This window comes from Micromonospora sp. NBC_00821 (assembly GCF_036347035.1).
Classification (GTDB): domain Bacteria; phylum Actinomycetota; class Actinomycetes; order Mycobacteriales; family Micromonosporaceae; genus Micromonospora; species Micromonospora hortensis.
This window is the reverse complement of the sequence record NZ_CP108880.1, coordinates 6,720,690-6,744,758: the sequence shown is the minus strand read 5'-3', so window position 1 is coordinate 6,744,758 and position 24,069 is coordinate 6,720,690. Positions and strand designations below refer to the sequence as shown.

Here is a 24,069-nt window from a genome sequence, read left to right as displayed (position 1 = left end):
CGGTGCCCGTCCCGACACCGCGTCTGTCGCCTGCCGCCTTCGACCGGACCACCGCCGAGGAGCACCATGGCCGAATCGAGCCGCCCCCAGCCGTGCCAGCCCGGTGCGGTGAGCCTCTTCTTCGTCGCCAAGGCCGGCACCTTCGCCGCCGCGTTCTGGATCTGGTTGCTGGTACTGGTGCTCCGCACCGACTCCGCGACCGGCCTCCAGGTGCTGGCCGCCACCGGCGCCATCACCACCACGCTCGTCGCGGTGGTGCTCGGTGCCCGGTTGGCGTTGCAACACAACGCCGCCATCCGGCACGCCGAGGTGAAGAAGCTGCTGGTCGACATCTCCTGGAACGCCTTCGCGGCGGCCGGCAACGCCGAGACCGGGGGCAAGGTCGTGCCATTCCCGACCGCCCCCGGCGACGGTGAGTGGGCCGCCCAGCGACCCGCCGCCGACCGGGTGTCGGTCCTCGATCGTCGTACCAGCGAGCGCAACGGCAGTCGGGACCGCCGACGCTAGCCGCCCAGGAGCTAAGCGGGTGTCTCTCCGGTGGCCAGCAGCGTTTCCAGCCGGGGAGTGACCTGCCACTGGTCCACCAGCTCGCGGTACTCCGCGCGCTGCGGCTCGGTCGCCTCGGCACCGGTACGACGGGCGCGGATCAGCAGGTTACGCGGGGTGTGCTGCGAATCCACGAACTCCACCACCTCGGTCCGGTACCCGTGCGCCCGCAGCAGCCCGGCGCGCAGCGCGTCGGTGAGCACGTCGGCGAAGCGCTCGCGCAGGATGCCCTGCCGGGTCAGCAGCTCGTACGGGGCCGGAGCGGGGTGGGCGCGGAGCTGCTTCGCCAGATCGTGGTGGCAGCACGGCGCAGCCAGCACCCAGCGGGCCTCCCAGCGCACCGCGCGGGCCAGTGCCTCGTCGGTGGCGGTGTCGCAGGCGTGCAGCGCCAGCACCAGGTCGGGGGCGGGGTCGACGACGGCCTCGGCGATCGTCCCGGACACGAAGCTGACCTGGTCGGCCCAGCCCAGCCGCTGCGCCAGCTCGGTGTTGCGCCGCCGCTGGTCCTCCCGGACGTCCACACCGACCAACTGGACGTCGAGCCCCCGACTCGTCAGGTAGCGGTACGCGGCGAACGTCAGGTAGGCGTTGCCGCAGCCCAGGTCGACCACCCGTAGCGGACCGGTCAGGTCGTCGGGCAGGGTCGCGGCCAGGGCCCGAAGGAACGCGTCCACCTGGCGGCGCTTGGCCGCCGAACCGCCGATCTCCGCGAAGATCGGGTCACCGGGGTCGAGCAGGTATTCCTTCGTCCGGTCGTTCCCGGTGGGCGTCGCCGCCGGGCGGGACGTCGCGGCGCGGTGCACCTGCGCCTCGCCTGACTTGGTCACCCGCAGTTGGAGGGTCGCGTCGGCAGTCTCGACGTGCCAGTTGCCGAACGGCTCGGCGAGCAGTTCGTCGATGGCCGCGGCGGCCTCCGGACCGGAGGCGAGGTTGCGGGTGTAGGGGCGAGCACCGTCGGACGTGGTGATCTGCATTCGGGGCCCGGCCTTGAGCCGCACCGGCCGCAGCTCGGCCCGCTCAACGGTGGGGCGGCGACCGCGTCGACGTCCGGCGGCGACCGCCCGAGTCAACGCGGGGTCGAGCAGCAGCGCCCGAACCTCGGTCAGGGCGGCGTCCAGTGGTTGCGGCATCGTTCCATTTTCGGCAGGTGGGGTGGGAGAAGGGAACATCCCCCGTACCGCGCGAGGCGGTGCGGGGGATGTCAGGTGTGGCTGGTGATCAGTCCGCTGTCGCCTCGGCCGGCGCATCCGCACCGGAACCGCCACCACGGCGTCGGCGTCGGCGGCGCGGCTTGGACGCCTCGCCGTCGGACGCGGCGGCCGGCTCGGAGGGGCCGGCGTCGGCGGAGATCACCGCGGTCGCCTCGGCCGCGACCACCTCGCCGGCCCGGCGACGACGCCGGCGGCGGGGGGTACGGGTGCCTTCGTCGGCGGCGTCGGCCGCAGGTGCCTCGGCGACGGCCGGTGTGCCGGCGTCGGAACGGTCGCGGCGGCCATCGCCCCGACCACGGCGCTCGCTGCGACCCTCACCACGGCTCTCGCCGCGTCGGGGGCCCCGACCGCCGCTGTCGCCCCGACGGGAGCGGGTCGTCCCACCCAGATCCTCTTCGATCTCGGCGGACAGCCCGGCCCGGGTGCGCTCGGCAGTGGGCAGCGTGCCGCTGACCTCGGTGGGGATGTGCAGGTCGGTGTAGAGGTGCGGGGACGTGTGGTACGTCTCCGGCGGCTCCGGCATCTCCAGACCGAGGGTCTTGTCGATGATCCGCCAGCGCGGCATGTCGTCCCAGTCGACGAAGGTCACCGCGACACCAGTCGCGCCGGCCCGGCCGGTACGACCGATCCGGTGGGTGTAGGTGTCCTGGTCTTCCGGGCAGTCGTAGTTGATGACGTGGGTGACGCCGGTGACGTCCAGCCCACGGGCTGCCACGTCGGTGGCGACCAGGATGTCGATCTTGCCGGCCCGGAAGGCCCGCAGAGCCCGCTCGCGAGCGCCCTGGCCGAGGTCACCATGCACCGCGGCGACCGCGAACCCGCGGAAGTCGAGATCCTCGGCGACCCGGTCGGCGGCCCGCTTGGTACGCGTGAAGATCATCGTCAGCCCACGCCCCTCCGCCTGGAGGATGCGCGCCACCACCTCGACCTTGTTCATCGAGTGGGTGCGGTAGACCAACTGCTGGGTCTGCGGCGACGGGCCCGTCTCAGCGGTGTGCCCGGCGTGGATCGTCATCGGCTGGCGCAGGAAGCGCCGCGACAGGGTGACGATCGGGTCCGGCATGGTGGCCGAGAAGAGCATCGTCTGTCGGTCTTCCGGAAGCATCGCCAGGATCTTCTCGACGTCGTCGAGGAAGCCCAGGTCGAGCATCCGGTCGGCCTCGTCGAGGACGAGTGCGTGCACCCGGTCGAGCCGGAGGTGCTTCTGCTTCTGCAGGTCCATCAGACGGCCGGGCGTGCCGACCAGGATCTCGACGCCCTTGCGCAGCGCGTCGATCTGCGGCTCGTAGGCCACGCCACCGTAGATCGGCAGCACCCGGACGCCACGCGTCCGGCCGGCGGCGGCCAGATCCTTGGCGACCTGGATGCCCAGCTCACGGGTGGGGACGACGACCAGCGCCTGGGGGACACCGTCGCTGCCCTCGCCCGGGGCGAAGACCCGGTCGAGCAGCGGTACGCCGAAGCCGAGGGTCTTGCCGGTGCCGGTGGGCGCCTGACCGATCAGGTCGACGCCGCGCAGCGCGATCGGGATCGCGTACTCCTGGATGGCGAAGGCGCGGGTGATGCCGGCCGAGGCCAGGGCCTCGACCGTCTCGGCGCGCGCGCCGAGTGCGGCGAACGTGGGGGCCTCCGGTCGAACCGGGGCGGTGGGGGCCAGTTCCTGGCCGTCCAGCAAATCTTGAGTCAGGTCGCTCATGTGGATGTGGGGGTGCCCTCTCGTGGGTGCGCCCGTCATGTCCTCAGGGCGCGTTCGGTATGACGCGGGCCACACGGTCGGCGGCAGATTGCCGAGCCGGACCGGGCCGCACGCGCGCCGCGGGCTGAGCTTCGATCAGATCGGCGCCCACGGCAACTGCTCCATGTTACCTGAACAGGCATGCCCCCGTCCCGATTCCCCGTCGGCCACTCGCCACGCGGGGCAAGCAAATGTGACATACGCCACACGAATTGTCCCGTCGGCCTCGGCCGTGACGTGGGGCTGCAGTGCGAGGTGCGTGGGGCGCGCGCGAGGGCCGGTACGCGATAGCCTGCCGCTCGTGTCCGCCTCCGGTTCCGCGTACGCCGACCTGCTGGGTCTGGTCGCCTTCGGTGAGCTGCTCGCCTTCGAGCGGATGGCGGGCGATGCCCGGCTCGCTCCTGACCTGGGCCGCCGGGCCGCGCTGAACGAGATGGCCGCGGCCGAGATCGCCAACTACCGGCGCCTCGCCGACCGACTCACCGCGTTGGGTGTCGCGCCCGCGGACGCGATGGCGCCCTATGTCGAGCCGTTGCAGGCGTACCACGACTCGACCGAGCCACGGGACTGGGCGGAAGTGGTCACCAAGGCGTACGTGGGCGACGCGATCACCGACGACTTCGTTCGCGAGATCGCCGACGCGCTGGAGGAACCCGACCGGGCGCTGGTGCTGGACGTCCTGCACGACTCCCGGTACGCGGACTTCGCCGCGGCGGAGATCCGGGTGGCCGTCGCCGACGACCCCCGGGTGGCCGGTCGGCTCTCGATGTGGGCCCGCCGACTGGTCGGTGAGGCGTTGTCCCAGGCCGGCCGCGTCGCCGCCGAGCGGGCCACCCTCACCGCGCTGATCGCACGAGACGGCCGGGTCGACGTGCCGGGGCTGTTCGGCAGGCTCACGACCGCGCACACCGCGCGGATGGCCGCCGCCGGGCTGAACAACTGACCACCCGGCCGGCGCCGGCCTGCGGCAGGTGGGCCGAGTGCCGACCTGCCGCGATGGCCGGACCGGTCAGCGGACGGTGAACCCGACCGCCCGCGACGACGCCTCGGCGATCTCGACGTAGGCGACCTTCTCGACCGGAACGATGACCCGCCGGCCCTTCTCGTCGGTCAGGGAGAGCGTGCCGCCGTTGCCGGCGAAGGCGTCGGTCACGATCTGCTCGATCTCGGCCGGCGACTGCGCGCTGTCCACTACCAGCTCGCGTGGCGCGTACTGCACGCCGATCTTGACCTCCACTGTGCCTCCTCAACTGGGGCGAAAGAACCGCCCTGCGAAGGCTATCCGATCACGGGGCCGACGGTCAGGCTGACTCACCTTGCAGCGGGAAGCTCGCGATGCCCCGCCACGACAGCGCGGCCACCAACGCCTCGGCCTCGGCCTTGGGCACCTGCCGCCCGCCGGCCAACCAGAACTGCGCTGCCGTCTCCGCCGCGCCGACCAGCCCGGAGGCGAGCAGCTCGGCATGGGCCCGGCTCACCCCGGTGTCGGAGATGATGGTGTCGGTGATCGCCGCGATGCAGCCCTGCTCGACCCGTTCCACCCGCTGCCGCACGGCCGGGTCGTTGCGCAGATCCGATTCGAAGACGAGCCGGAACGCCTCGCTCTCGTGGTCGACGAAGTCGAAGTACGCCCGTACCGACGCGCTGACCCGCTCCTTGTTGTCGCTGGTGCCGCGCATCGCGTCCTGCACCTGAGCGACGATGGCGTCACAGTGCGTGTCGAGCAGCGCCAGGTAGAGATCCATCTTTCCGGGAAAGTGTTGGTAGAGCACCGGCTTCGAGACCCCGGCCCGCTCGGCGATGTCGTCCATCGCGGCGGCGTGGTAGCCCTGCGCGACGAACACCTCCTGCGCCGCAGCGAGAAGCTGCTTACGACGCGCGGAGCGGGGCAGGCGGGTGGGCCGGCCAGCGGTCTGTGCACCGTTCCCCGCAGCGGTCATGGGATCCTCCGAGTTCTCCGTACGAGCCGGCATTTTCCCCCCAGACCGGGCGAGGCCCGTGACCTCGGTCGGGGAAATGGCCCGCCGCTGTAACTTATCGCCACTCTCGGCACACGGTAGCCTCAGCGGGGGCGACCAAGGAGCGCGCGGTGACTGAAACAGGGCAACCCGGAGCCGCCACCCCGGGAGAGCACGGTGACGGAGCGGGTCAGCACGACGACCCGAGCCGTTCCGTCAGTGGGTGGGCGCCTCCGGCGGGTGGGTGGCCCCGAGCCGCCGACCGCGAGGACGCCCGGGATGAGGCGCCGCGTTGGCAGCCCGACCCCGCGTCGGGCTGGCGGACCTCCTCGACACGGCACGGCGACCTGCCATCGCCGCTGGTCGGGCGGTCGGGCGACCCGGAGTCGCCGGCACGCACCAACGGCCACCAGGTCAACGGCGCGCACCACCCGGACGACGTCAACGGCGTCCACCACCCCGGTCTCGAACCGCCCGCGGGACGCCCGACGCCGGTGAGCGCCCCGCCCGGGCTGCCCGTCGAGGGCCGCCCCGGGGCGGCCGGCGACCGGCTCGTGGTGCCCGCCCAACGTCCCGCACCACCGACTGAGCAGGGTGCCGTCGAGCCCGACCCGGGCCCCGCCCCACACTCCACCGTCGATCCGGCTGCCGCGCACCGTGCCCGCTGGGCCGAGCCCGGGCTGCCCACCTCGGCCCCGCCGGCGGTCCAGGTGCCGCCCGTCGGCACCGCGGCGTCGGGTTTCGAGGTGCCGCCCGGTTTCCACGCACCGACCGGCGACCGGCTGGCCGCCGACGACAGTCCGACCGCGCCCCGCGACTGGCGGGACCCGCTCGCACCCGAGCCCGTGGCGACCCCGGGCCCGACCGCGTCCGCCGACGACGGCGAGCCCGGTCGCGCTGCCGAGGGTTCCCGGCCGGCGGAGACGCATCGCACCGGGGACGCGCACCGTCCCGGCGAAACGCACCGGGCCGGGGAGTCGTCGGCCATCGAGCCCGACTGGTCGGGGCCGAGCTGGAACCGTCCGAGCTGGGGTGGCGGGTGGGCCCCGCCCTGGTCGCGCCACGACGACGAGCCGGCTGTCCCGGCAGCACGGGACGAGCCGGCGCCGGACTGGGTCGGCGAACCCCACCAGCCCTACGAGCCGGTGCGCGCCGAGGTGCCCCGTCCGTACGAACCGGTGCGCGCTGATCCGCCCCGGGCGTACGAGCCCGTCCGGGTCGAATCCGAGTCCACCCCGGAACGCCCCGGCAAACCGACCAGCGCGCCGCCCGCCGACCCTCCGTCCTGGGCTGGTGGTGCGTCACCGACCAGTGGTCCGCCGGCTGAGCGGCCGTCCTGGGCCGGTGGTGCGTCGCCGACCAGTGGTCCGCCCGCCGACCGTCCGTCCTGGGCGGGGTCCGGGGCGACCGGCGGTCCCCGCGCCGACCGTCCGTCGTGGGCTCGCGGGGCCGATCCCGACCCCACCAGCGCGTCGCCCGCGCGGCCTTCCTGGGCTGGAGGGTCCGAGCCGACGCCGACCAGCGTGCCGACGGTGCGACCGTCCTGGGCCGGCGGGTCCGAGGCGGCGACCAGCGCGCCACCGGTACGACCGTCCTGGGCCGGCGGGTCCGAACCGCCAGCGACCGGCGCGGCGTCGACGCGGCCGTCCTGGGCCGGCGGTGCCGATCCGGAACCGGCCAGTTCCCCGCCAGCGCGACCGTCCTGGGCCTCCAGCCCGGCATCGGCGGACCCGCCCGCACCGGCCGAGGCGATACCTCCGGCACCCGCCGGACCGCCCCCGGCTCCGGCCGGGCCACCTCCCACGCTGACCGACGCGCCACCGGCTCCGGCCGGCCCGTCGCTGGTCGCCGAGCGCTCGTCCTGGACCGGCGGTTCGCCGACGGCGAGCAGTTCCCGGGCCGACCGGCCGGACTGGTCAGAGGGCCGGCTCCCGGCCACCCCTGTCGAGCGCCCGTCCTGGCCGGCCAGCCGGTCGGCCAGCGCCGGTGGGGGCGACGGAGGCGAGACGCCCGGCCGGTCCCGGCCCGACGTCAGACCGACCGCACCGTTCCGGCTCCGGCCGGCGACACCCGAGCCCGGTCCGTCACCCGCCGAGCCGCCCGCACCGGCCGCGCCGGTCAACGGCTCGCCGTCGACCGACGCCACTCCGTCCTCCACCGCAGCGGTCCCGCCCACCGCCACCAAGGGTTCCGGCCGCCGCGATCAGCCCGCACCGGCCTCCGCCTCCGCCTACGCGGCGCGCCGATCCGCTCCCGACCCGACGTCGCCGGCCGACGATGGCCGGCAGTCGGCAGCGAGCGCGGTGGTGCTGCCGCAGCGCGTCCCCGCGGAACCGGACGTGCCCGTCGTGCCGGAGCCGCCAGCCGTGGAGCCACCCGCCGAAACCCCGGAACTCGCCCGCATCGCCACTCACCTGCGCCGGGACGACGAGCCGGCCCCCCTGCGCGAGCGCCCGGAGGGGTTCGACGTCAACGCCATCCTGGACGCCGTCCGGGAGGTGGCCGGTGTCCGCGACGCGGCCCTGCGCCGCACGCCGGCGGGGGCGCACAGTCTGCGACTGGACCTGGCCGACGGTGCCGACCCGGCCGAGGTGAGCCGGCAGGTGGCCCGGCTGCTCCAGGAGCGGATGGGGTTGGCCGCGGCCCCGCAGAACGTGCCCGGCCTGCCCAGCACGCCACCACCACCGGTTCGCCGTCGCGCGGCCGAGCCCGCCGAGCGGCGTACCCCGGAGACGCGAAACGCGGCTTCGCGCGACCCCGGCGAGGTCTGGTCGGCCGAGCCCCCGACTGTTGCCCGCCCGTCCGGTGCTCGGGTCGAATCCCCGCCGTCCGGCCCGGAGCAGCGGACCGGCACCGACCCGACGCGCCGCCGCCGGTCGAACGCCCCGCACCGGGGGCGCGCCACGGTGGAGGAACCCGGGTCCGTCTCGTCCGCGCCGACCGGCGCCGCGACCGGTAGCCCGGCGACGCTGGGCACGTCGTACTCCGGTGGTCAGGTGACCACGACGGAGTCGGCGCCGTCCCGGCCGCTGGAGACCGGCGGTACGCCGGGGCCCCGAGTGGTGATCGACCACGTGCAGGTCAGCACCTTCGGCCTGGACGCGAACGTGGAGGTCCGGCTGCTGGCCGGGGGCGACAGCGCCTCCGGGTACGCCACCGGGCCGGCGGTGGACGGCTACGTGTTGCGGCTCTGCGCGGTGGCGGCGGCGGCCGCGGTGGACGAGTTGCTGCGCGGTGCCGATAACGCCGAGCGGGGGCGCTGTTTCGTCGAGCACGCTGCCGTGGTGCCGTTCGGCAATTGCGAGGTGGCCACAGTGGTGGCGCTGCTGGTCTGCGAGGGCTGGGTCGAGCAGCTCGCCGGGTCCGCCCTGGTCGCTGGTGATCCGCGTCAGGCGGTGGTCCGGGCGACGCTGGCGGCGGTCAACCGCCGGCTGGAGGCGCTGCTGTCCTGAGTGGTTCGAGGCAGACTGGAGCAATGAGACGCGCCACCCTCTGGCCGGACCACCTGCTCCCCGACGACAGCGTTCCGCCGCCCTGGCCGGGCCGGGAAGTCCGCCTCGACGGCCGGATCACGTACGTGCGGGATACCCCGGCCACCGCCGTTGGCGCGGAGCCGGCGCTGTACGTGCACGGGTTGGGCGGGTCGTCGCAGAACTGGACCGACCTGGCCGGGCTGCTCGCCGACCGGCTGGACGGTCAGGCCATCGACCTGCCCGGCTTCGGCCGTAGCGAGCCGGGTCCGAGCTACACGATTCCGGCCTTCGCGGATCTGGTCGTCCGCTGGATCGAGCATTCCGGTCGAGGGCCGGTGCACCTGTTCGGCAACTCGCTGGGTGGCGCGGTCGCGGTCCAGGTCGCCGGGCTCCGGCCGGATCTGGTCCGCACCCTCACCCTGATCTCCCCGGCGCTGCCGTTCCTGGATTTCCGGCGCTCGTTGCAGGGGCGGATGCTGCCGGTGCTCGCCATTCCCCGAGGTGAGCGGCTGGTCGCCCGGCACCTCACCCAGCTCGCGCCCGAGGTGATGGCCCAGCAGGTGCTGGAGGCGTGCGTCGCCGACCTCAGCCGGATCTGCGATCAGCGTCGGGCCGAGGCGCTGGAGGAGATCCGGGTGCGGTACGAGGCCGAGCACTACGCCGCCGCGTACGTCCGGACGTTCCGTGGGCTGGTCTCCAGCTTCCTGCGGTCGTACCTGCCGGGGCAGGGGTCGCTGTGGCGCCTCGCCGAGGCGGTACGCGCACCGACCCTGGTGGTTGGCGGTCTCCAGGATCGTCTGGTCGACGTGCGAGTCGGGCCGCAGACCGCCCGGGTCATTCCGGACAGCCGACTGATGATGCTCGAGGGCGTCGGCCATGTGGCGCAGTTGGAGGTTCCTCGGCTGGTTGCCCGCGCGGTGGTCGGCCTGCTCGCCGAAACGGAGGACACCGCGGGGCGCGCTGATCTGGCAGGCTGACCAGGATGCCCAGCTCAGCCCGCTATCCTGCTCGCCGTCGGCGACGTTTCGCACTGTTCGCCCAACTGGTGGCGGTGGTGGTGGCCGTCGGCGCGGTGGTGACCGTGATCGCCGAGGGGCCGGGTGGGCGTCCCAGCGCTGACCGGTTGGCAGCCGAGGAGATCGGCGCGCCGCCGCTGGTGGCCGGGCCGCTGCCGCCGGCCCCGTCGCCCTCTGCCGTGGTCCCGTCCAGTCCGCCGCCGCCGGTGTTGCGGGTGCCCGGCGTGGTCCCGAGCGCCGGCACCGGCGGGTTCGGCTACGACGCCCGCTCCGGCCCGGTGCTGGGCCGGGCGGGTGAGCTACGGCGTTACCGGGTCGCTGTGGAGTCGGGCAGTGCCGAGGACGTCACCGAGTTCGCCCAGGCGGTCGAGGCGGCGCTCGCCGGGCCGGGCAGTTGGGTCGACAGCGGCAGGCTGCGGCTACAGCAGGTGCCGGGGGCTGCGCCTCGGGACTTCACCGTCTACCTCGCCACCGCCCGCACCGCGGGTCGGATGTGCGCGAGAGGTGGGGTGGACATCCGGATCGGCGGTCGCCCGTACACGTCCTGTCGGGCGCCCGGCCAGGTGATCATCAACCTGGATCGGTGGCGGTTGTCAGTGCCGCACTTCGTCTCGGCCGGCGTGCCGTTGACTGTCTACCGAACGTACGTGGTCAACCACGAGGTGGGTCACCAGCTCGGGCATCGGCACGAGCGCTGCCCCGCCGCGGGCCGGCCGGCGCCGGTCATGATGCAGCAGACGCTGTTCCTCAATGGCTGCCGGGTCAACCCGTGGCCGTACCTGAACGGGCGTCGATACACCGGTCCCGCCCTGTGAGTTGGTTAGACCGACACGTCGACCAATCACCCCTCCATCAGGCGTCTTGCGGCAATAGCGATAAAAACGGAGAAATGCCCGAATAATCTGGCAGGCTTGATCGTATGACGCCGTCGTCCCCTTACGGCCCGCCTCGGCCACCCGAGCCCCGGCCGACGTTGCGGGGCGTGCGTCCCGCCTTCGTCCGGATGCACCGGCGTCGTCGTCGCAGCATGCTGCTCGGCCTGCTCGTTCTCGCGGCCGCCATCGGGGTGACGGTGAGCCGGGGCGGCGAGCCGTCGGTCGAGCCTCCCGCCCCCACGCAGGGCGGAATGGGCCACGGAGGTGGGGTGGCAGCGCACCCGGCGCCCACCGGCTATCCGTCGGCCGGAGCGGGACGCTTCACGACAGCCGACGGCGAGACACCAGTGCACGGCACGGACGGGCCGCTGCACCGATACCGGGTCGTCGTCGAACGAGGCGCCGGCCAGGACGCCGACGTGTTCGCCGCCGCCGTGGACGAAGTACTGGCCGACCCGCGCAGTTGGATCGCGTCCGATGAGCTGCGGGTGCAACGGGTGGCCGACGCCGGGGCCGCCGACTTCACCATCTACCTGGCCACCCCTGTCACGTCCGAGCGGATGTGCGCCGAGGGCGGGTTGACCACCGAGCGCTACACCTCCTGTCGCCTGCCCGGTCAGGTCATCATCAACCTGGCCCGCTGGATGGAGGCGGTCCCCGACTACGGCGCTTCGCTGGACACCTACCGGACCTACGTCATCAACCACGAGGTGGGCCACGAGTTCGGCGAGGAGCACGAGGCGTGCCCCGGCCCCGGGGAGCCCGCCCCGGTGATGCAGCAGCAGACGTACGGGCTGCAAGGTTGCGTCGCCAACGCCTGGCCGTACCTCGACGGTCGTCGTCACGCGGGGGACATCGTCCCCTGATCTGCCGGGTCGTCGGTTATTCCCGCTCCCGCATACCGGACCACGTGTCATCCCTCATGGCCGAGGGGGGCTCCCGCGAGCAACAATGGCGCGGTTCACACCGCCGATCCCGGGGAGTCCACCGTGTCGTTGCCCCCGCTCGTCGAGCCCGCCGCCGAGCTGACCGTAGACGAGATCCGCCGCTACTCACGTCACTTGATCATTCCGGACGTCGGCGTGACCGGCCAGAAGCGGCTGAAGAACGCCCGGGTGCTCTGTGTCGGTGCCGGTGGCCTCGGGTCGCCCGCCCTGATGTACCTCGCCGCGGCCGGGGTCGGCACGCTCGGCATCATCGACTTCGACACCGTCGACGAGTCCAACCTCCAGCGTCAGATCATCCACGGCGTCTCCGACATCGGCCGGTCCAAGGCCGAATCCGCCGCCGCGTCGATCCGCGAGATCAACCCCCTGGTCAACGTGGAGATCCACAACACCGCGCTGGACCGGGAGAACGTCCGCGAGATCTTCGCCCAGTACGACCTGATCGTCGACGGCACCGACAACTTCGCCACCCGCTACATGGTGAACGACGCGGCGGTGCTGCTGGGTAAGCCGTACGTCTGGGGCTCGATCTACCGCTTCGACGGCCAGGCGTCGGTGTTCTGGGCCGAGCACGGCCCGTGCTACCGCTGCCTCTACCCGGAGCCGCCGCCGCCCGGCATGGTCCCGTCCTGCGCCGAGGGCGGCGTGCTCGGGGTGCTCTGCGCGTCGATCGGTTCGATCCAGGTGAACGAGGCGATCAAGCTGCTCACCGGCATCGGCGAGCCGCTGGTCGGCCGCCTGATGGTCTACGACGCCCTGGAGATGGAATACCGCAAGATCAAGGTCCGCAAGGACCCGAACTGCGCGCTCTGCGGCGACAACCCGACGGTCACCGACCTGCTCGAAGACTACGAGGACTTCTGCGGCGCGGTCTCCGAGGAGGCCCAGGAGGCGACGCTCGACTCGACCATCACCGCCCTGGAGCTCAAGGAGTGGCAGGACGCCGGCAAGGACATCTTCCTCGTCGACGTACGCGAGCCGGCCGAGTACGAGATCGTCCAGATCCCCGGCGCCACCCTGATCCCCAAGGGCGACATCATCTCCGGCGAGGCCCTCGCGAAGCTGCCGCAGGACCGGCAGATCGTGCTGCACTGCAAGTCCGGCGTCCGCTCGGCTGAGGCGCTCGCCGCGCTCAAGGCGGCCGGATTCAAGGATGCCGTGCACGTGCAGGGTGGCGTGCTCTCCTGGATCAAGCAGATCGACCCGTCGCTGCCCGCGTACTGACCGATCGAGCCGGGACTGCCCTGGCGCGGCCACGTCGCCGCGCCGGGGTGGCCCAGGCGGCCGTCCCGGCAAATCGACGCAGATGACGCCGAGCGGCCGTCCGGCCGGAGCGACGCAGCCATTCCGGGCTGGCCGATTCTCCGAGGCGGCATCGGGTCTGCGCAGGTAGCGTCTCCGCCGTGGTCGACTTGGAAGCCGCGATCGGGTTCGTCGTGGCGCATGGGGATGCGGTGGAACGCGCCCGCCTCTCCTGGCTCCGCAACGGCACCGCCGTGCCCGCCGAGTTGCTGGAGACGGCCGAGGTCGGCCAGTCACCGGACGGCGGTTGGCCGGCCACCTGGGGCGGCGAGGTCGCCTCGATCGACGCCACCTGCTTCCGGCTCGTCGAGCTGGACGACCTGGGCGGGCTCGGCCGTCCCGCCGCCCGCCGCGCCCTCGACTGGCTGGCTTCCCGGCAGCAGGCCGACGGCGGTTGGGAAGAGGACTCGTCGCTGGCCGACTCGGCACCGGAGTGGGCCCGTCCCGGCGACCCGGAGGCCGGGTTCCTCGTGTCGGCCAACGCCGGCTTCTGGCTCACCGTCGCTGGCCTGGACGCCCGGGCCTCGGGCCCGCTCGACCATCGGGTCGGTGGGGCGTACGCCGGGGTGGTGCAGGCTGCGGCCCACTCGCTCGCCGCGCGGCTGCGCCCGGACGGTAGCTGGCCGTCGTACCTCGCCGCCGGCTGGCTGAGCGCGGCCGTGCTGCACCGGCAGGAGATGTTCCAGGAGTCCGCCCGGATTCAGGTGGTGCTCGCCGAGCGGATGCCGAAGATGTCCCCCGGGGACGTGGCGTGGCTGGCGGCCACGTTGCGCCGCGCCGGCGTCGACCCACAGGACTGGATCATGGTGCGCGCGCTGCGCCGGCTGACCGAAACCCAGCGCAGCGACGGCGGCTGGGAGAGCGACGACGGCCACCAGTTCGACGTGCACGCCACGCTGGCCGCGATCCGGGCGGCCCGCCCCACCCCGCGAGGCTGACCCCGCGCCCCCGCGCCCCGGAACCCCGCGCCCCCGACCCCTCGCGGCGATCTTGCAGTTTCTGTCGCCGATCTGCGCGGGATGCACCTTATGTCGGTGCAGTAAGTGCAAGATCGCCGCGGGGGGTAGGGGGGCGCGGGAGGGCGGGGGGGTTTAGCGCACGTGTCCGTCGCCGGTCACTACGTACTTGGTGCTGGTCAGCTCGGGCAGGCCCATCGGACCGCGAGCGTGCAGCTTCTGGGTGGAGATGCCGATCTCCGCACCGAAGCCGAACTCGCCCCCGTCGGTGAACCGGGTCGACGCGTTCACCATCACCGCCGCCGCGTCGACCCTCGCGACGAAGTCGCGGGCCGCGCTCGCCGAGTCGGTGACGATCGCCTCGGTGTGCCCGGTGCCGAAGCGACGGATGTGCGCGACCGCCGCGTCCAGCGAGTCGACAACCGCCACCGAGATGTCGGCGGACAGGTACTCGGTGGCGTAGTCCTCCTCGGTCGCCTCGACCACGGCGGCAGAGTAGGCGGCCACCTCGGGTGAGCCGTGCACCGTCACCCCCGCCTCGGCGAACGCGGCCAGCACCGGCGGCAGGAACGCATCGGCGATGCCCGCGTGCACCAGCAGCGACTCGGCGGTGTTGCAGGTGGACAGGCGTTGCGTCTTGGCGTTCAGCGTCACCGCGACGGCCTTCGCCAGGTCGGCGGCGGCGTCGACGTAGACGTGGCAGTTGCCCACCCCAGTCTCGATCACCGGCACTGTCGACTCCTCGACCACGGTGCGGATCAGCGACGCGCCACCGCGCGGAATGAGTACGTCGACGAGCCCCCGGGCGCGCATCAGCTCCTTCACCGAGTCACGGGAGCTGGCGTCGAGCAACTGCACCGCGTCGGCGGGCAGACCGGCCCCGGCGACCGCGTCGCGCAGCACCGCGACCAGTGCGGCGTTCGAGTGCGCGGCCGACGACGACCCGCGCAGCAGCGCCGCGTTGCCGGACTTGAGGCAGATCCCGGCGGCGTCCACCGTCACGTTGGGCCGCGCCTCGTAGATGATGCCGACCACCCCGAACGGCACCCGGATCTGGCGCAGCTCCAGGCCGTTGGGCAGTGTGGACCCGCGGACCACCTCGCCGACCGGGTCGGGCAACGCGGCCATCTCACGCAGCGCGTCGGCGATGCCGGCCACGCGACCCGCGTCGAGCGCGAGCCGGTCCAGCACGGCCGCGCTCAGCCCGGCCTCACGGCCGGCCGCCAGGTCCGTCTCGTTCGCGGTCAGGATCTCCGGGGTACGCGCCACCAGCGCGTCGGCCATCGCCCCCAGCGCGGCGTCCTTGACCGTACGCGTGGCGACTGCCAACTCCGCGGCGGCGTCCCGCGCCCGTCGCGCCTGCTCAACCACGCTCATGCCGACACTCCGCTGCGCTCCGCGCCGGCCTGAGGCACCAGCGCACTGAATCGATGATTCGCTCGCCGAAGCTCGCTCATGCCGACACTCCTCGGTGATGGTGGGAAGGTCCTCGGGTCACAGCAGCACCAGGTCGTCACGGTGGACGACCTCTCGTTCGTACGCCGGGCCGAGCGCCGCGGCGAGTTCGGACGTGGAGCGGCCGAGCAGTCCGGGTAGCTCCACCGCGTCGTAGTTGACCAGCCCCCGGGCGACCGATGCGCCAGCGGTGTCCACCAGGTCCACCGGGTCGCCGGCCGTGAACGTGCCGTCCACGGCGGTGATGCCGGCCGGGAGCAGCGACTTGCGCCGCCCGACGACGGCGGCGACCGCGCCCGGGTCGAGGTGCAGCCGCCCGCGCGGTGAGGTGGCGTGGGCCAGCCAGAACAGCCGGGCCGTCGGGCGTCGCCGCTGCGGGTGGAAGAGCGTGCCGACCGGTTCGCCGGCCAGAGCCGGCGTGGCCAGGTCGGCGGCGGTGAGCACCACCGGGATGCCGAAGCCGGTGGCGATCCGGGCGGCCTCGACCTTGGTCACCATGCCACCGGTGCCGACGCCGGACCGGCCGGCCCCGCCGATGGTGATGCCGGCGAGGTCCGCGTCGTCGCGCACCTCGGCGATCCGGGTCGAGCGCGGGTTGGTGGGGTCACCGGTCCAGAGCGCGTCCACGTCGGAGAGGAGCACCAGCAGGTCGGCGTGCACCAGCGCGGCCACCAGGGCGGCCAGCCGATCGTTGTCGCCGAACCGGATCTCCTGGGTGGCCACCGTGTCGTTCTCGTTGACGATCGGCACGGCCCGCAGGTCGAGCAGCTTGCGCAGCGTCCGGTACGCGTTGCGGTAGTGCGCTCGCCGGGTCACGTCGTCGACGGTGAGCAGCACCTGCCCGACGGTGCGGCCGTGCCGGGCGAAGCTGGCCGCGTACCGGCCGATCAGTAGCCCCTGCCCGACGCTGGCGGCGGCCTGCTGGGTGGCCAGGTCGCGCGGGCGTCGGGACAGCCCGAGCGGGGCGAGCCCAGCGGCGATGGCGCCGGAGGAGACCAGCACCACCTCGCGCCCTTCGGCGGTGAGCCGACCGAGGGTGTCGACCAGCGTGTCGACGCGCTCGTCGGCCAACCCGCCGGTGGCGGTGGTCAACGAGGAGGATCCGATCTTGACGACGACCCGCCGGGCCGTCGTGACTGCGTCGCGCACCCGCCCATTCTGCGTGGTCACGGCCGCACCGCCCGGCGGCCTTCCCATATGGTGGCGGATTGTGACTCCAGACGAGTACGTCGAGGCGGTTCTCGACCTGGTCGAGCGGATCCCGGAGGGCCGGGTCATGTCGTACGGCGGGGTGGCCGACGCGCTGTCCGAGCGCTCGGGCCGTGCCTCGGCCCGGTTGGTCGGCACCATCATGGCCCGGCACGGAGGCTCGGTGCCCTGGCATCGGGTGGTGACCGCGAGTGGTCGCCTGCCGCCGGGGCACGAACGGGAGGCGCGGGCCCGACTGCGGGCCGAGGGTGTGCCGCTGCGCGGCGAGGGTGTGGACATCGCGGCGGCAGGCTGGTCGCCTGATGAGGGGATGTGACCGCCGCCCTAACGTGAGTAACATTCGGGCTCATGAAAACGCCGCCGGGCGCCGGCTCGTCAGCCACCGGCTCGCTGCCCCGCTCGGTGCACGCCGGCTACGCGCTCGGTTCACTGGCGACCGGAGCGTTCGGCACCGTGCCCGGTCTGCTGCTGCTGCCGTACCTGACCGACACCCTGGGCGTGGCCGCCGGGCTGGCCGCCCTGCTGGTGTTGCTGCCCAAGGCCTGGGACGTGCTGGTCAACCCGGTCGCCGGGCGGATCTCCGACCGCACCCGGTCGCGGTGGGGGGCTCGCCGGCCGTACCTGCTCGTGGCCGGCCTCGCGCTCGCCGTCCTGTTCGCGTCGATCTTCGCCGCGCCCTTCGGTAACGGGCCGGCCGCCGTGGCGTACGTGGCGTTCGCGTTCCTCGCCACCGCCACCGCGTTCGCCTTCTTCCAGGTGCCGTACGTGGCGATGCCGGCGGAGCTGACCGGCGACTACACCGAGCGCACCCGGTTGATGACCTGGCGGATCGCGGTGCTGGCGCTGGCCATCCTGGTCTCCGGCGCGGTCGCGCCGCTGGTGGTGAGCGCCGGTGGCGACGGCGTGGCCGGGCACCGCTGGATGGGCCTGTTCGTGGCGGCGCTGATCGCCCTCGGCGCCCTCGGCGCGTTCCTGGGCACCCGGTCCGCGCCGACCGGCACGGTGGGGGAGAGCGAGCCGACGCTGCGCGCCCAGCTCGCCGTGGCCGCTGCCAACCGTCCGTTCCGGGCATTGCTGATCTGTTTCGTGGTGCAGTCCGCGGGGGTGGCGACGATCCTGGCCGGGGTCAACTACTTCGCGGGGCAGATCCTGCGTGACGCGGAGAGCGGGCCGACGCTGCTCTTCGTCTGCTTCGTCGGGCCGGCGCTGCTGGTGATGCCGATCTGGAGCCGGGTCGGTGCCCGGTTGGGCAAGCGCACAGCGCTGGTGGTCGCCTCGCTGATCCTCGCCGTCGGCGCGTTCGCCCTGGTCGCCGCCCCGGCGTTGCCGGCGGTGGCCGTCTATCTTCTGGTCGCGTTGATCGGCGTGGGGTACGCCGGGCAGCAGGTCTTCGCGCTGGCCATGTTGCCGGACTGCATCGCGCACGAGACGGCGCGCACCGGCCGACGGCAGGCGGGCGTCTTCACCGGGTTGTGGACCGCCGGGGAGACCTTCGGCCTGGCGCTCGGCCCGGGTATCTACGGACTGGTGCTCCAGCTCTCCGGTTACGTGTCCTCCGACACCGGCTCGGCGGCGGCCCAGTCGGACACGGCGAGGTTGGGCGTGCTCCTCGGCTTCACGCTGATTCCGGCCCTGCTGATCGCCCCTCCGATCCTCCTGCTCCGCCAGTACACCCTCACCGCCCACAGCGACCTGGGCGATCATGGAGTTGTGGTGGGGGACGAAAGCGTTGACCGTCACGAGAAGGGCACCGTAACTCCATGATCGACGAGAACAGGGTTGAGGCTGGGGCGCTTTCCGCCACCGGGGTTCCGGCGGAACGGGTTCTGGAAGAGGTGCGGGAGCTGCGGTCCAGTGACGCGCCCACCCACGGGGGACGGCTGTTCGCGTACGTCTACGACCCGGCGGTGCCCGGGCTGGACGAGCTGGCCGCCGCCGCCCACCGCGAGAGCGCGCACGTCAACGGGTTGGACCCGACCGCGTTCCCGTCCCTGCTGGCCATGGAGAACGCGCTGGTCGGCGCCGCCGGCCGGGTGCTGGGCGCCGGCCCCGGGACCACCGCCCCGGACGTCGTCGGCAGCGTCACCAGCGGCGGCACCGAGTCACTGATCCTCGCCGTCAAGACCGCCCGGGACGCCCACCCGGAGATCACCGCACCCCGGATCGTGGTGCCGTCGAGCGCGCACGCGGCATTCGCCAAGGCGGCGCACTACCTGCGGGTGGCGCTGGACGTCGTGCCCGTCTCCCCGGAGACGCTGCGTCCCGACCCGGCCGCGATGGCCGCCGCGATCCGCCCGGAGACGGTGCTGGTCGCCTGCTCCGCGCCGTCCTACGCGCACGGGGTGGTGGACCCGGTCACGCAGATCGCGGCCGCCGCGGCCGAGGCCGGGGTGCGCTGCCACGTCGACGCCTGCTTCGGCGGCTGGACCCTGCCGTACCTGCGTCGGCTCGGGGAGCCGGTGCCGCCGTTCGACTTCGCGGTGCCCGGGGTCACCTCCATCTCGGTCGACCTGCACAAGTACGCGTACGCCCCGAAGGGGGTGTCCGTGCTGCTGCACCGCGACGCCACGCTGCGCGCCCCGCAGTACTTCGCGTACGCCGACTGGCCCGGCTACACCATGATCAACCCGGTGATCGCGTCCACCCGCTCGGGCGGCCCGATCGCCGCCGCGTACGCCACAGTGCGGCACCTCGGCGACGACGGCTACCTGCGGCTGGCCGCCATCACCCGGGACGCGGTCGCCGGCCTGGCCGACGCGGTCCGCGCCGTCGACGGGCTGCGGCTGATGGCCGAGCCGGAGTCGACGGTCGTCTGCTTCACCGCCACCGAGGGCGGCCCCGACCTGTTCGTCCTGGTCGACGAGCTGACCGCGAGGGGCTGGCACACCCAACCCCAGCTCTCGTACGACGGTCTGCCCGCCAGCGTGCACCTCACGGTGACCGCCGCGGTCGCGCCCCGGGTCGCCGAGTTCGGGCCGGACCTGACCGACGCGGTGGCCGCGGCCAGGGCCGCCGGCCCGGTGCGGCTGCCCGCCGAGCTGGCGGCCCTGGTCGGTGCGCTGACCCCCGAGGCGCTGACCCCGGACCTGATCGTCGGCCTGGCTGCCGGGCTGGGCCTGGGCGGCGAGGCAGGGTCGGGCGCGGGACCGCTGCCGGAACGGATGGCGCTGGTGAACACCCTGCTCGACGCCGCGCCATCGGCGCTGCGCGAGCGGTTGCTGGTGGAATTCGTCAGCCTGCTGCAACGCCCCAGCTGGGCCCCGAACTGACCGCGCCGCATCGGGCCCGGCCGTCGGTGCCGGCCGGACCCGATGGGCCGGATCAGGGAGCCGCCCGCACCTCCACGAAGGTGTTCTTGAAGGTCAGGTCCTGCCAGTGCCGGTCCTGGTTGTCGAAGTGCACCCGGACGCTGCCCATCCCCTCGGTGCTCTCGTCGAGCAGTCCCGCCAGCGCTGTCCGGCCGCGGTGCAGCCAGGACTTGACGGTGCCCTCGGCCACGACTCCGGGCGAGGTTCCAGGCGACCCGCCGGCTCCCGTCATCACTGTCACTGCCCCTCCCCGTTCGCCGTCGGGCCCGTACCCGAGGCGGTCGTACCACTCGCTCATCGGGGTCGTTCCCGTGCTCCCCGTTGTCGGCGCTCCTGCTCGGCGTGCCGTACCCCGTTAGAAGCCCAAAACGGGCCCGGAGGTTGCAGCCCACGCTGTGGTTCGACTGTCGTGTGGGGGACTGAGTGGCGAGGCGGGGTCGGACGCGGGGCCAGCGCCCGCGTGGTGAGCGGAGCGCCGGCCGCGTCGTACGCCCCCGTGGCCTCCGACGCGGCCGGCAACCGTCAGCCGTAGGTCATCGTCATCCGAACCAGGTTGTCGGTTCTGTTGACGTCCGGCAGGACGTCACGTTCGCTGTCCATCGGCTGGACGTCCACGTCCGCCTTGTCAGTGCTCAGCGTGATCCCTTCGAGCACCCGGAAGTCCAGGTCCAGCCGCATCTCCGCCCCGGCGGCCAGCTGACCCAGCCGGCAGGTGATCGGTTCGACGCCCTCGTGGACGCCCGCGCACGGGCCCCACCCGTCGACGTCCGCGCGCACCACCGCGGGCACGCCCAACCGCAGCACCAGGTGGGCGACCGGGCCCGTGCCCCGGTTACGAATCCGCACCGTGGCCGTACCCGTCCGGGAGCCGTCGTCGGCAGTTCTCAGCACGAGGTCGCCAGTGGTGACCGAGACGTCTGCCAGGTTCGGGTTCGGACCGAAGCTCGTCGGCCCGGAGACCTGGCTGAAGGTGTCGCCCTTCCAGCGGTAGCCCCGCCACTGCTGTTGTGACCACTTGGCGTTCCAGCCACCCCCGGGAGCGATGTCACCGACCTGGACGCGAACCGTGCCGTCACCCACGACATCCAGCGCGAACAGCCACTCCGGCTTGTCGATGGTGGTCGCAACCACCCGACCGACAGTCGTCGCCTTTCCTTCCTTGTCGCGGTCGAAGGCGACCACCTGCATCGGCCCGCGGGTGCCGAGCACGCACTGCACGAGAGCCACCGTCTCCACCCCGCCGTCCCCGTCGATGTCGCCGTGGTCGAGCGCCAGGAGCGAGTTCGCGCCCTCCCGGGCGTCGGCCGTGAGCCGCGTCTGCGACGTCGGGCAGCCTCGCCCGGCCCGCCAGGCCGGCAGGGTCACCGGCACCCCCAACAGTTGGGCCCGGCTGAACCGGCCGTCCGGTGCGGGGGTGGTCGGGCTGGCACTGGTCCCGGCAGGGCTGGGCGTCGGACTCGTCGGCATCGGCGTCGGCGTCGCTGACGCCGAGATGCTCGGCGTCGGGTCGACCGGACCGGGCCGGTGGTCCGGGCCGCTCAACGCCGCGTATCCGACGGCCGACCCGCCGACCAGGGCGAGCGCCGTCGTGGCGCTGGCAGCCAGCCGGCGTCGGCCGCGGCCTCGTACCGTCCGCCGAACGGCGGCGGGTCCCGGCGCCTCCACCTCCGCCAGCGCGGTACGGCGGTAACGGGCGAACTCATCGGCGAGGTCAAGAATCTCCTGCTCAGACATCCCGCACCTCCTCATTGGTGTCGCGCAGGTGGGTGGCGAGTGCGGTCCGGCCCCGGTGCAGCCAGGACTTGACCGTCCCCTCGGCGACCTGTTCCTGGTCGGCGATCTCGGCGACCGTCAGGTCGGCGAGGTAGTGCAGCACGACGGCCCGCCGCTGCTTCGGCGGCAACTTCGCCAACGCGGTGTCGAGGGCGACCCGGTCCGGGTTCGGCTCCGCGACGTGTGTCTCCCGTTGCCGCAGCAGCCACTGCTGGGCGGTCCGCAGCCGCCGCCACCGGTTGTGCCCCAGGTTCCAGGCGACCCGACGGACCCAGGCCAGGGGGTCCTGGTAACCGACGAGTTGGTCCCAGCGGGCGTACGCCCGACAGAACGCCTCCTGAACCAGTTCCTGCGCCTGCCCACGGTCGCCCGTGTACGCGGTCAACTGCACCACCAGCCCGCGGAAGTGGGCGTGGTAGAAGTCGTCGAAGACCAGCTCTGCCGACGTGGAGGTTGCGGTTCCCGGTGGGTCCGGCGGGCGTTCGCCCACCCGCACATCTCGTGTCACAAGCACTCGTCCTCCCCGTGGCGGCTGCCGGCGGTGTGTTCGCCAGCACCGGTCACACAAGCGAGCGCGCCAGTAGGTTGCGCGTCGATCGCCGCCGATCCTTGTCGGCTCGGAGACATTTGGTGGACCGCTCCGCCGATCACCGCCGGGCCGCGCGGACGCCGTCTGTGATTCACTGTCGGTGAGGAGAGGGGGCGGTCGTGCAGCTACCGGCAGTGCTCGGCGAGCCGATCCGGTTCGTGCTGAATTGGGGCCGTCGCTACTCGCTCTGGGTGTTCAACTTCGGTCTGGCCTGCTGTGCCATCGAGTTCATCGCCACCAGCATGGGTCGGCACGACTTCATCCGACTCGGCGTGATCCCGTTCGCCCACGGCCCCCGCCAGGCAGACCTGATGGTGGTCTCCGGCACGGTGACCGACAAGATGGCCCCGGCGATCAAGCGGCTCTACGACCAGATGCCCGAGCCGAAGTACGTCATCTCGTTCGGTGCCTGCTCCAACTGCGGCGGCCCCTACTGGGATTCGTACTCGGTGACCAAGGGCATCGACCAGCTCATCCCGGTCGACGTGTACGTGCCCGGCTGCCCACCCCGGCCGGAGGCGCTGCTGCACGGCATCCTGCGCCTGCAAGAGAAGATCGCCGCCGAGCAGTCCGGCATCGGCGGTGTCCCGCAACGGGACGTGCTGGCCGCGCCGCTGGACGCCCCGCCCCGCGAGGCCGCCGCGCCACGCTCGGTCGACTCGCTCACCGCCCCGCCGGTACGCCCACCCACCGCCAGCTGAGGGCGGTGGGCCGCCACCCGGAACTGGTCCGGGCAGCGGCCCGCCGCTGGTTGGTCAGCTGGTCGGCAGGGCCAGGTTGAACGTGACCCTGTTGTCGCTCGGGTCGACGTCGGGGGTCGTTCCCATCCAGTAGTGGGTGGCCAGCTCCACGGTGATCGTGGCCGACTCGTCCGCCGGGTCGGTCGGCCGGCTGATGAACAGCGCCACGTCGCGCTCCTCACCCTGCATCAGCAGCCCGCCCGGGACGAAAGCCTGCGGGCCGTACACCGGCCCGTCATGGGGATCGGTAAAGAGGATCATCGACCCGGCCGGAAGCTGCGTGGCGGTGAGCGAGTGGCCGAGTTGCGGCGCGTCGCCGCCGTACCGGACCCGAAGCGGCACCCGGCGGGTGTTCTCGGGGCCGTCGGTCACCGGGCCGGCCACCTCGACCGACGCGTCCGCCAGGGTGTCCTGCACGTACGTCTGCGGGCGGGCCAGCGTGCCGTCGAGGGAGCGGAACTGTGCGCTGAACGGAACGGTGCCCAGCGATCCGGTCTCGTACGAGTAGGCGGTGACCAGGCCGCCCGCTGCGATCATCGGGTAGCTGCGGGGAGTGGTCAGCACCTGGAATTCGACAGTTGCCCTGCGGGACTCACCCGGGGCCAGGTCATTGCCACGCGGCAGGGCGCAGGTGCGGACCAACCGTCCCTCTTCCACGCCGTCCGATTCGCAGCGTGACTCCACGCCCCCGGAGAAGGAGCCGGCCACCGCCTCACGGACCCGGAAGTAGAAGCCCTGCGTGGTGTCGCTGTTGTTCGTGATGGTCACCCGAAGGCTGCCCCGGTAGCCGCGTTCGGTCGGCTCGAGCACCAGCCGGCTCAGCGAGAAGGTGGGAGCGTCGGCGGAGGCGGACGGTGCGGCCGCGGCCGGTCCGGCCCCGCCGATCGTCGCAGTCAGGCCGAGCAGCGCGGCGGTGAGTAGGGTCCCCGTTTTGCGGAGCATCTGTATCTGGTCCTCCATGGTCGACGCCCGGCGA

At 73.0% G+C, this 24,069-nt stretch carries 21 protein-coding genes and 1 pseudogene; 12 read left to right on the top strand and 10 right to left on the bottom strand.

Features of this window, described 5'->3' with window-relative positions; translation table 11 throughout:
* Positions 1-66 precede the first annotated feature (66 nt).
* On the top strand, positions 67-507 hold the full coding sequence (locus OHB44_RS30970) for a hypothetical protein (RefSeq protein ID WP_330439002.1): 441 nt from the start codon (positions 67-69) through the stop codon (positions 505-507).
* A gap of 11 nt (positions 508-518) precedes the next feature.
* On the opposite strand, the gene OHB44_RS30965 is transcribed toward OHB44_RS30970, so the two are convergent.
* Together OHB44_RS30965 and OHB44_RS30960 are read right to left on the bottom strand one after the other, a co-directional pair.
* Positions 519-1,676 carry a class I SAM-dependent methyltransferase gene (locus tag OHB44_RS30965; protein WP_330439001.1) on the bottom strand — a complete coding sequence of 386 codons (1,158 nt, stop codon included), beginning with the start codon at positions 1,674-1,676 and terminating at the stop codon, positions 519-521.
* A gap of 88 nt (positions 1,677-1,764) precedes the next feature.
* Positions 1,765-3,453 (bottom strand): DEAD/DEAH box helicase, encoded by a 1,689-nt coding sequence (locus OHB44_RS30960; RefSeq protein WP_330439000.1) that lies wholly within the window; start codon positions 3,451-3,453, stop codon positions 1,765-1,767.
* Positions 3,454-3,793: 340 nt separating this feature from the next.
* On the opposite strand from OHB44_RS30960, the gene OHB44_RS30955 reads away from it, so the two are divergent.
* The gene (locus OHB44_RS30955) at positions 3,794-4,435 is read left to right on the top strand and encodes a ferritin-like fold-containing protein (protein WP_330438999.1); all 642 of its coding nucleotides are present in this window, start codon (positions 3,794-3,796) and stop codon (positions 4,433-4,435) included.
* Positions 4,436-4,501: 66 nt separating this feature from the next.
* Here the strand turns inward: OHB44_RS30955 and OHB44_RS30950 are convergent, their stop codons facing one another.
* Both OHB44_RS30950 and OHB44_RS30945 read right to left on the bottom strand, forming a co-directional pair.
* On the bottom strand, positions 4,502-4,729 hold the full coding sequence (locus tag OHB44_RS30950; RefSeq protein ID WP_088950288.1) for a DUF3107 domain-containing protein: 228 nt from the start codon (positions 4,727-4,729) through the stop codon (positions 4,502-4,504).
* 64 nt (positions 4,730-4,793) lie between these two features.
* A complete protein-coding gene (locus tag OHB44_RS30945; protein ID WP_030489514.1) occupies positions 4,794-5,432 on the bottom strand; it encodes a TetR/AcrR family transcriptional regulator in 639 nt (212 codons plus the stop codon).
* Positions 5,433-7,189: 1,757 nt separating this feature from the next.
* Between OHB44_RS30945 and OHB44_RS30940 the strand changes: the two are divergent.
* The 6 genes and pseudogenes from OHB44_RS30940 to OHB44_RS30915 all read left to right on the top strand — a co-directional run.
* Positions 7,190-8,902: pseudogene (locus tag OHB44_RS30940) on the top strand (hypothetical protein); the annotation flags it as partial.
* 23 nt (positions 8,903-8,925) lie between these two features.
* A complete protein-coding gene (locus tag OHB44_RS30935; protein ID WP_238684578.1) occupies positions 8,926-9,900 on the top strand; it encodes an alpha/beta fold hydrolase in 975 nt (324 codons plus the stop codon).
* A 5-nt stretch (positions 9,901-9,905) separates the two neighbouring features.
* On the top strand, positions 9,906-10,754 hold the full coding sequence (locus OHB44_RS30930) for a DUF3152 domain-containing protein (protein WP_330438998.1): 849 nt from the start codon (positions 9,906-9,908) through the stop codon (positions 10,752-10,754).
* 167 nt (positions 10,755-10,921) lie between these two features.
* Positions 10,922-11,680: a DUF3152 domain-containing protein gene (locus tag OHB44_RS30925; RefSeq protein ID WP_442932636.1), complete on the top strand. Its 759-nt coding sequence runs from the start codon at positions 10,922-10,924 to the stop codon at positions 11,678-11,680.
* A 123-nt stretch (positions 11,681-11,803) separates the two neighbouring features.
* The gene (gene moeZ / locus OHB44_RS30920; RefSeq protein WP_196919866.1) at positions 11,804-12,985 is read left to right on the top strand and encodes an adenylyltransferase/sulfurtransferase MoeZ; all 1,182 of its coding nucleotides are present in this window, start codon (positions 11,804-11,806) and stop codon (positions 12,983-12,985) included.
* Positions 12,986-13,113: 128 nt separating this feature from the next.
* Positions 13,114-14,001 (top strand): prenyltransferase/squalene oxidase repeat-containing protein, encoded by an 888-nt coding sequence (locus tag OHB44_RS30915; protein WP_238684601.1) that lies wholly within the window; start codon positions 13,114-13,116, stop codon positions 13,999-14,001.
* A 153-nt stretch (positions 14,002-14,154) separates the two neighbouring features.
* On the opposite strand, the gene OHB44_RS30910 is transcribed toward OHB44_RS30915, so the two are convergent.
* Positions 14,155-15,396, bottom strand: coding sequence for a glutamate-5-semialdehyde dehydrogenase (locus OHB44_RS30910; RefSeq protein WP_330438996.1), 1,242 nt, complete (start codon positions 15,394-15,396; stop codon positions 14,155-14,157).
* A 117-nt stretch (positions 15,397-15,513) separates the two neighbouring features.
* Positions 15,514-16,623: a glutamate 5-kinase gene (gene proB, locus OHB44_RS30905; RefSeq protein WP_238684582.1), complete on the bottom strand. Its 1,110-nt coding sequence runs from the start codon at positions 16,621-16,623 to the stop codon at positions 15,514-15,516.
* 61 nt (positions 16,624-16,684) lie between these two features.
* Here proB and OHB44_RS30900 point away from each other — a divergent pair, with 61 nt between their 5' ends.
* From OHB44_RS30900 to OHB44_RS30890, 3 genes are read left to right on the top strand one after another with little or no spacing between them, the layout of a single operon-like run.
* Positions 16,685-16,999, top strand: a complete 315-nt coding sequence (locus OHB44_RS30900) for an MGMT family protein (RefSeq protein ID WP_238684583.1) — start codon at positions 16,685-16,687, stop codon at positions 16,997-16,999.
* A gap of 32 nt (positions 17,000-17,031) precedes the next feature.
* Positions 17,032-18,447, top strand: coding sequence for an MFS transporter (locus tag OHB44_RS30895; protein ID WP_238684584.1), 1,416 nt, complete (start codon positions 17,032-17,034; stop codon positions 18,445-18,447).
* On the top strand, positions 18,444-19,952 hold the full coding sequence (locus OHB44_RS30890) for a pyridoxal phosphate-dependent decarboxylase family protein (protein ID WP_330438995.1): 1,509 nt from the start codon (positions 18,444-18,446) through the stop codon (positions 19,950-19,952). The genes OHB44_RS30895 and OHB44_RS30890 overlap by 4 nt, the downstream gene beginning before the upstream one ends.
* A 52-nt stretch (positions 19,953-20,004) precedes the next feature.
* On the opposite strand, the gene OHB44_RS30885 is transcribed toward OHB44_RS30890, so the two are convergent.
* The 3 genes from OHB44_RS30885 to OHB44_RS30875 all read right to left on the bottom strand — a co-directional run bounded on the left by OHB44_RS30885 (position 20,005) and on the right by OHB44_RS30875 (position 22,254).
* Positions 20,005-20,232: a hypothetical protein gene (locus OHB44_RS30885; protein ID WP_330438994.1), complete on the bottom strand. Its 228-nt coding sequence runs from the start codon at positions 20,230-20,232 to the stop codon at positions 20,005-20,007.
* 281 nt (positions 20,233-20,513) lie between these two features.
* A complete protein-coding gene (locus OHB44_RS30880) occupies positions 20,514-21,725 on the bottom strand; it encodes a hypothetical protein (protein ID WP_330438993.1) in 1,212 nt (403 codons plus the stop codon).
* Positions 21,718-22,254 (bottom strand): RNA polymerase sigma factor, encoded by a 537-nt coding sequence (locus tag OHB44_RS30875; protein ID WP_330438992.1) that lies wholly within the window; start codon positions 22,252-22,254, stop codon positions 21,718-21,720. Before OHB44_RS30875 ends, OHB44_RS30880 begins: the two co-directional genes overlap by 8 nt.
* A 218-nt stretch (positions 22,255-22,472) precedes the next feature.
* Between OHB44_RS30875 and OHB44_RS30870 the strand changes: the two genes are divergently transcribed.
* On the top strand, positions 22,473-23,054 hold the full coding sequence (locus OHB44_RS30870; protein WP_330438991.1) for an NADH-quinone oxidoreductase subunit B: 582 nt from the start codon (positions 22,473-22,475) through the stop codon (positions 23,052-23,054).
* Between the two features lie 54 nt (positions 23,055-23,108).
* Here OHB44_RS30870 and OHB44_RS30865 read toward each other — a convergent pair whose 3' ends face one another.
* Positions 23,109-24,035 carry a hypothetical protein gene (locus tag OHB44_RS30865; RefSeq protein ID WP_330438990.1) on the bottom strand — a complete coding sequence of 309 codons (927 nt, stop codon included), beginning with the start codon at positions 24,033-24,035 and terminating at the stop codon, positions 23,109-23,111.
* Positions 24,036-24,069: the final 34 nt, after the last annotated feature.

Coding starts and splice junctions, on each gene's coding strand:
- OHB44_RS30970 (WP_330439002.1), top strand. CDS start 67: ATGGCCGAATCGAGCCGCCCCCAGCCGTGCCAGCCCGGTGCGGTGAGC.
- OHB44_RS30965 (WP_330439001.1), bottom strand. CDS start 1,676: ATGCCGCAACCACTGGACGCCGCCCTGACCGAGGTTCGGGCGCTGCTG.
- OHB44_RS30960 (WP_330439000.1), bottom strand. CDS start 3,453: ATGAGCGACCTGACTCAAGATTTGCTGGACGGCCAGGAACTGGCCCCC.
- OHB44_RS30945 (WP_030489514.1), bottom strand. CDS start 5,432: ATGACCGCTGCGGGGAACGGTGCACAGACCGCTGGCCGGCCCACCCGC.
- OHB44_RS30935 (WP_238684578.1), top strand. CDS start 8,926: ATGAGACGCGCCACCCTCTGGCCGGACCACCTGCTCCCCGACGACAGC.
- OHB44_RS30930 (WP_330438998.1), top strand. CDS start 9,906: ATGCCCAGCTCAGCCCGCTATCCTGCTCGCCGTCGGCGACGTTTCGCA.
- OHB44_RS30910 (WP_330438996.1), bottom strand. CDS start 15,396: ATGAGCGTGGTTGAGCAGGCGCGACGGGCGCGGGACGCCGCCGCGGAG.
- OHB44_RS30895 (WP_238684584.1), top strand. CDS start 17,032: ATGAAAACGCCGCCGGGCGCCGGCTCGTCAGCCACCGGCTCGCTGCCC.
- OHB44_RS30890 (WP_330438995.1), top strand. CDS start 18,444: ATGATCGACGAGAACAGGGTTGAGGCTGGGGCGCTTTCCGCCACCGGG.
- OHB44_RS30880 (WP_330438993.1), bottom strand. CDS start 21,725: ATGTCTGAGCAGGAGATTCTTGACCTCGCCGATGAGTTCGCCCGTTAC.
- OHB44_RS30865 (WP_330438990.1), bottom strand. CDS start 24,035: ATGCTCCGCAAAACGGGGACCCTACTCACCGCCGCGCTGCTCGGCCTG.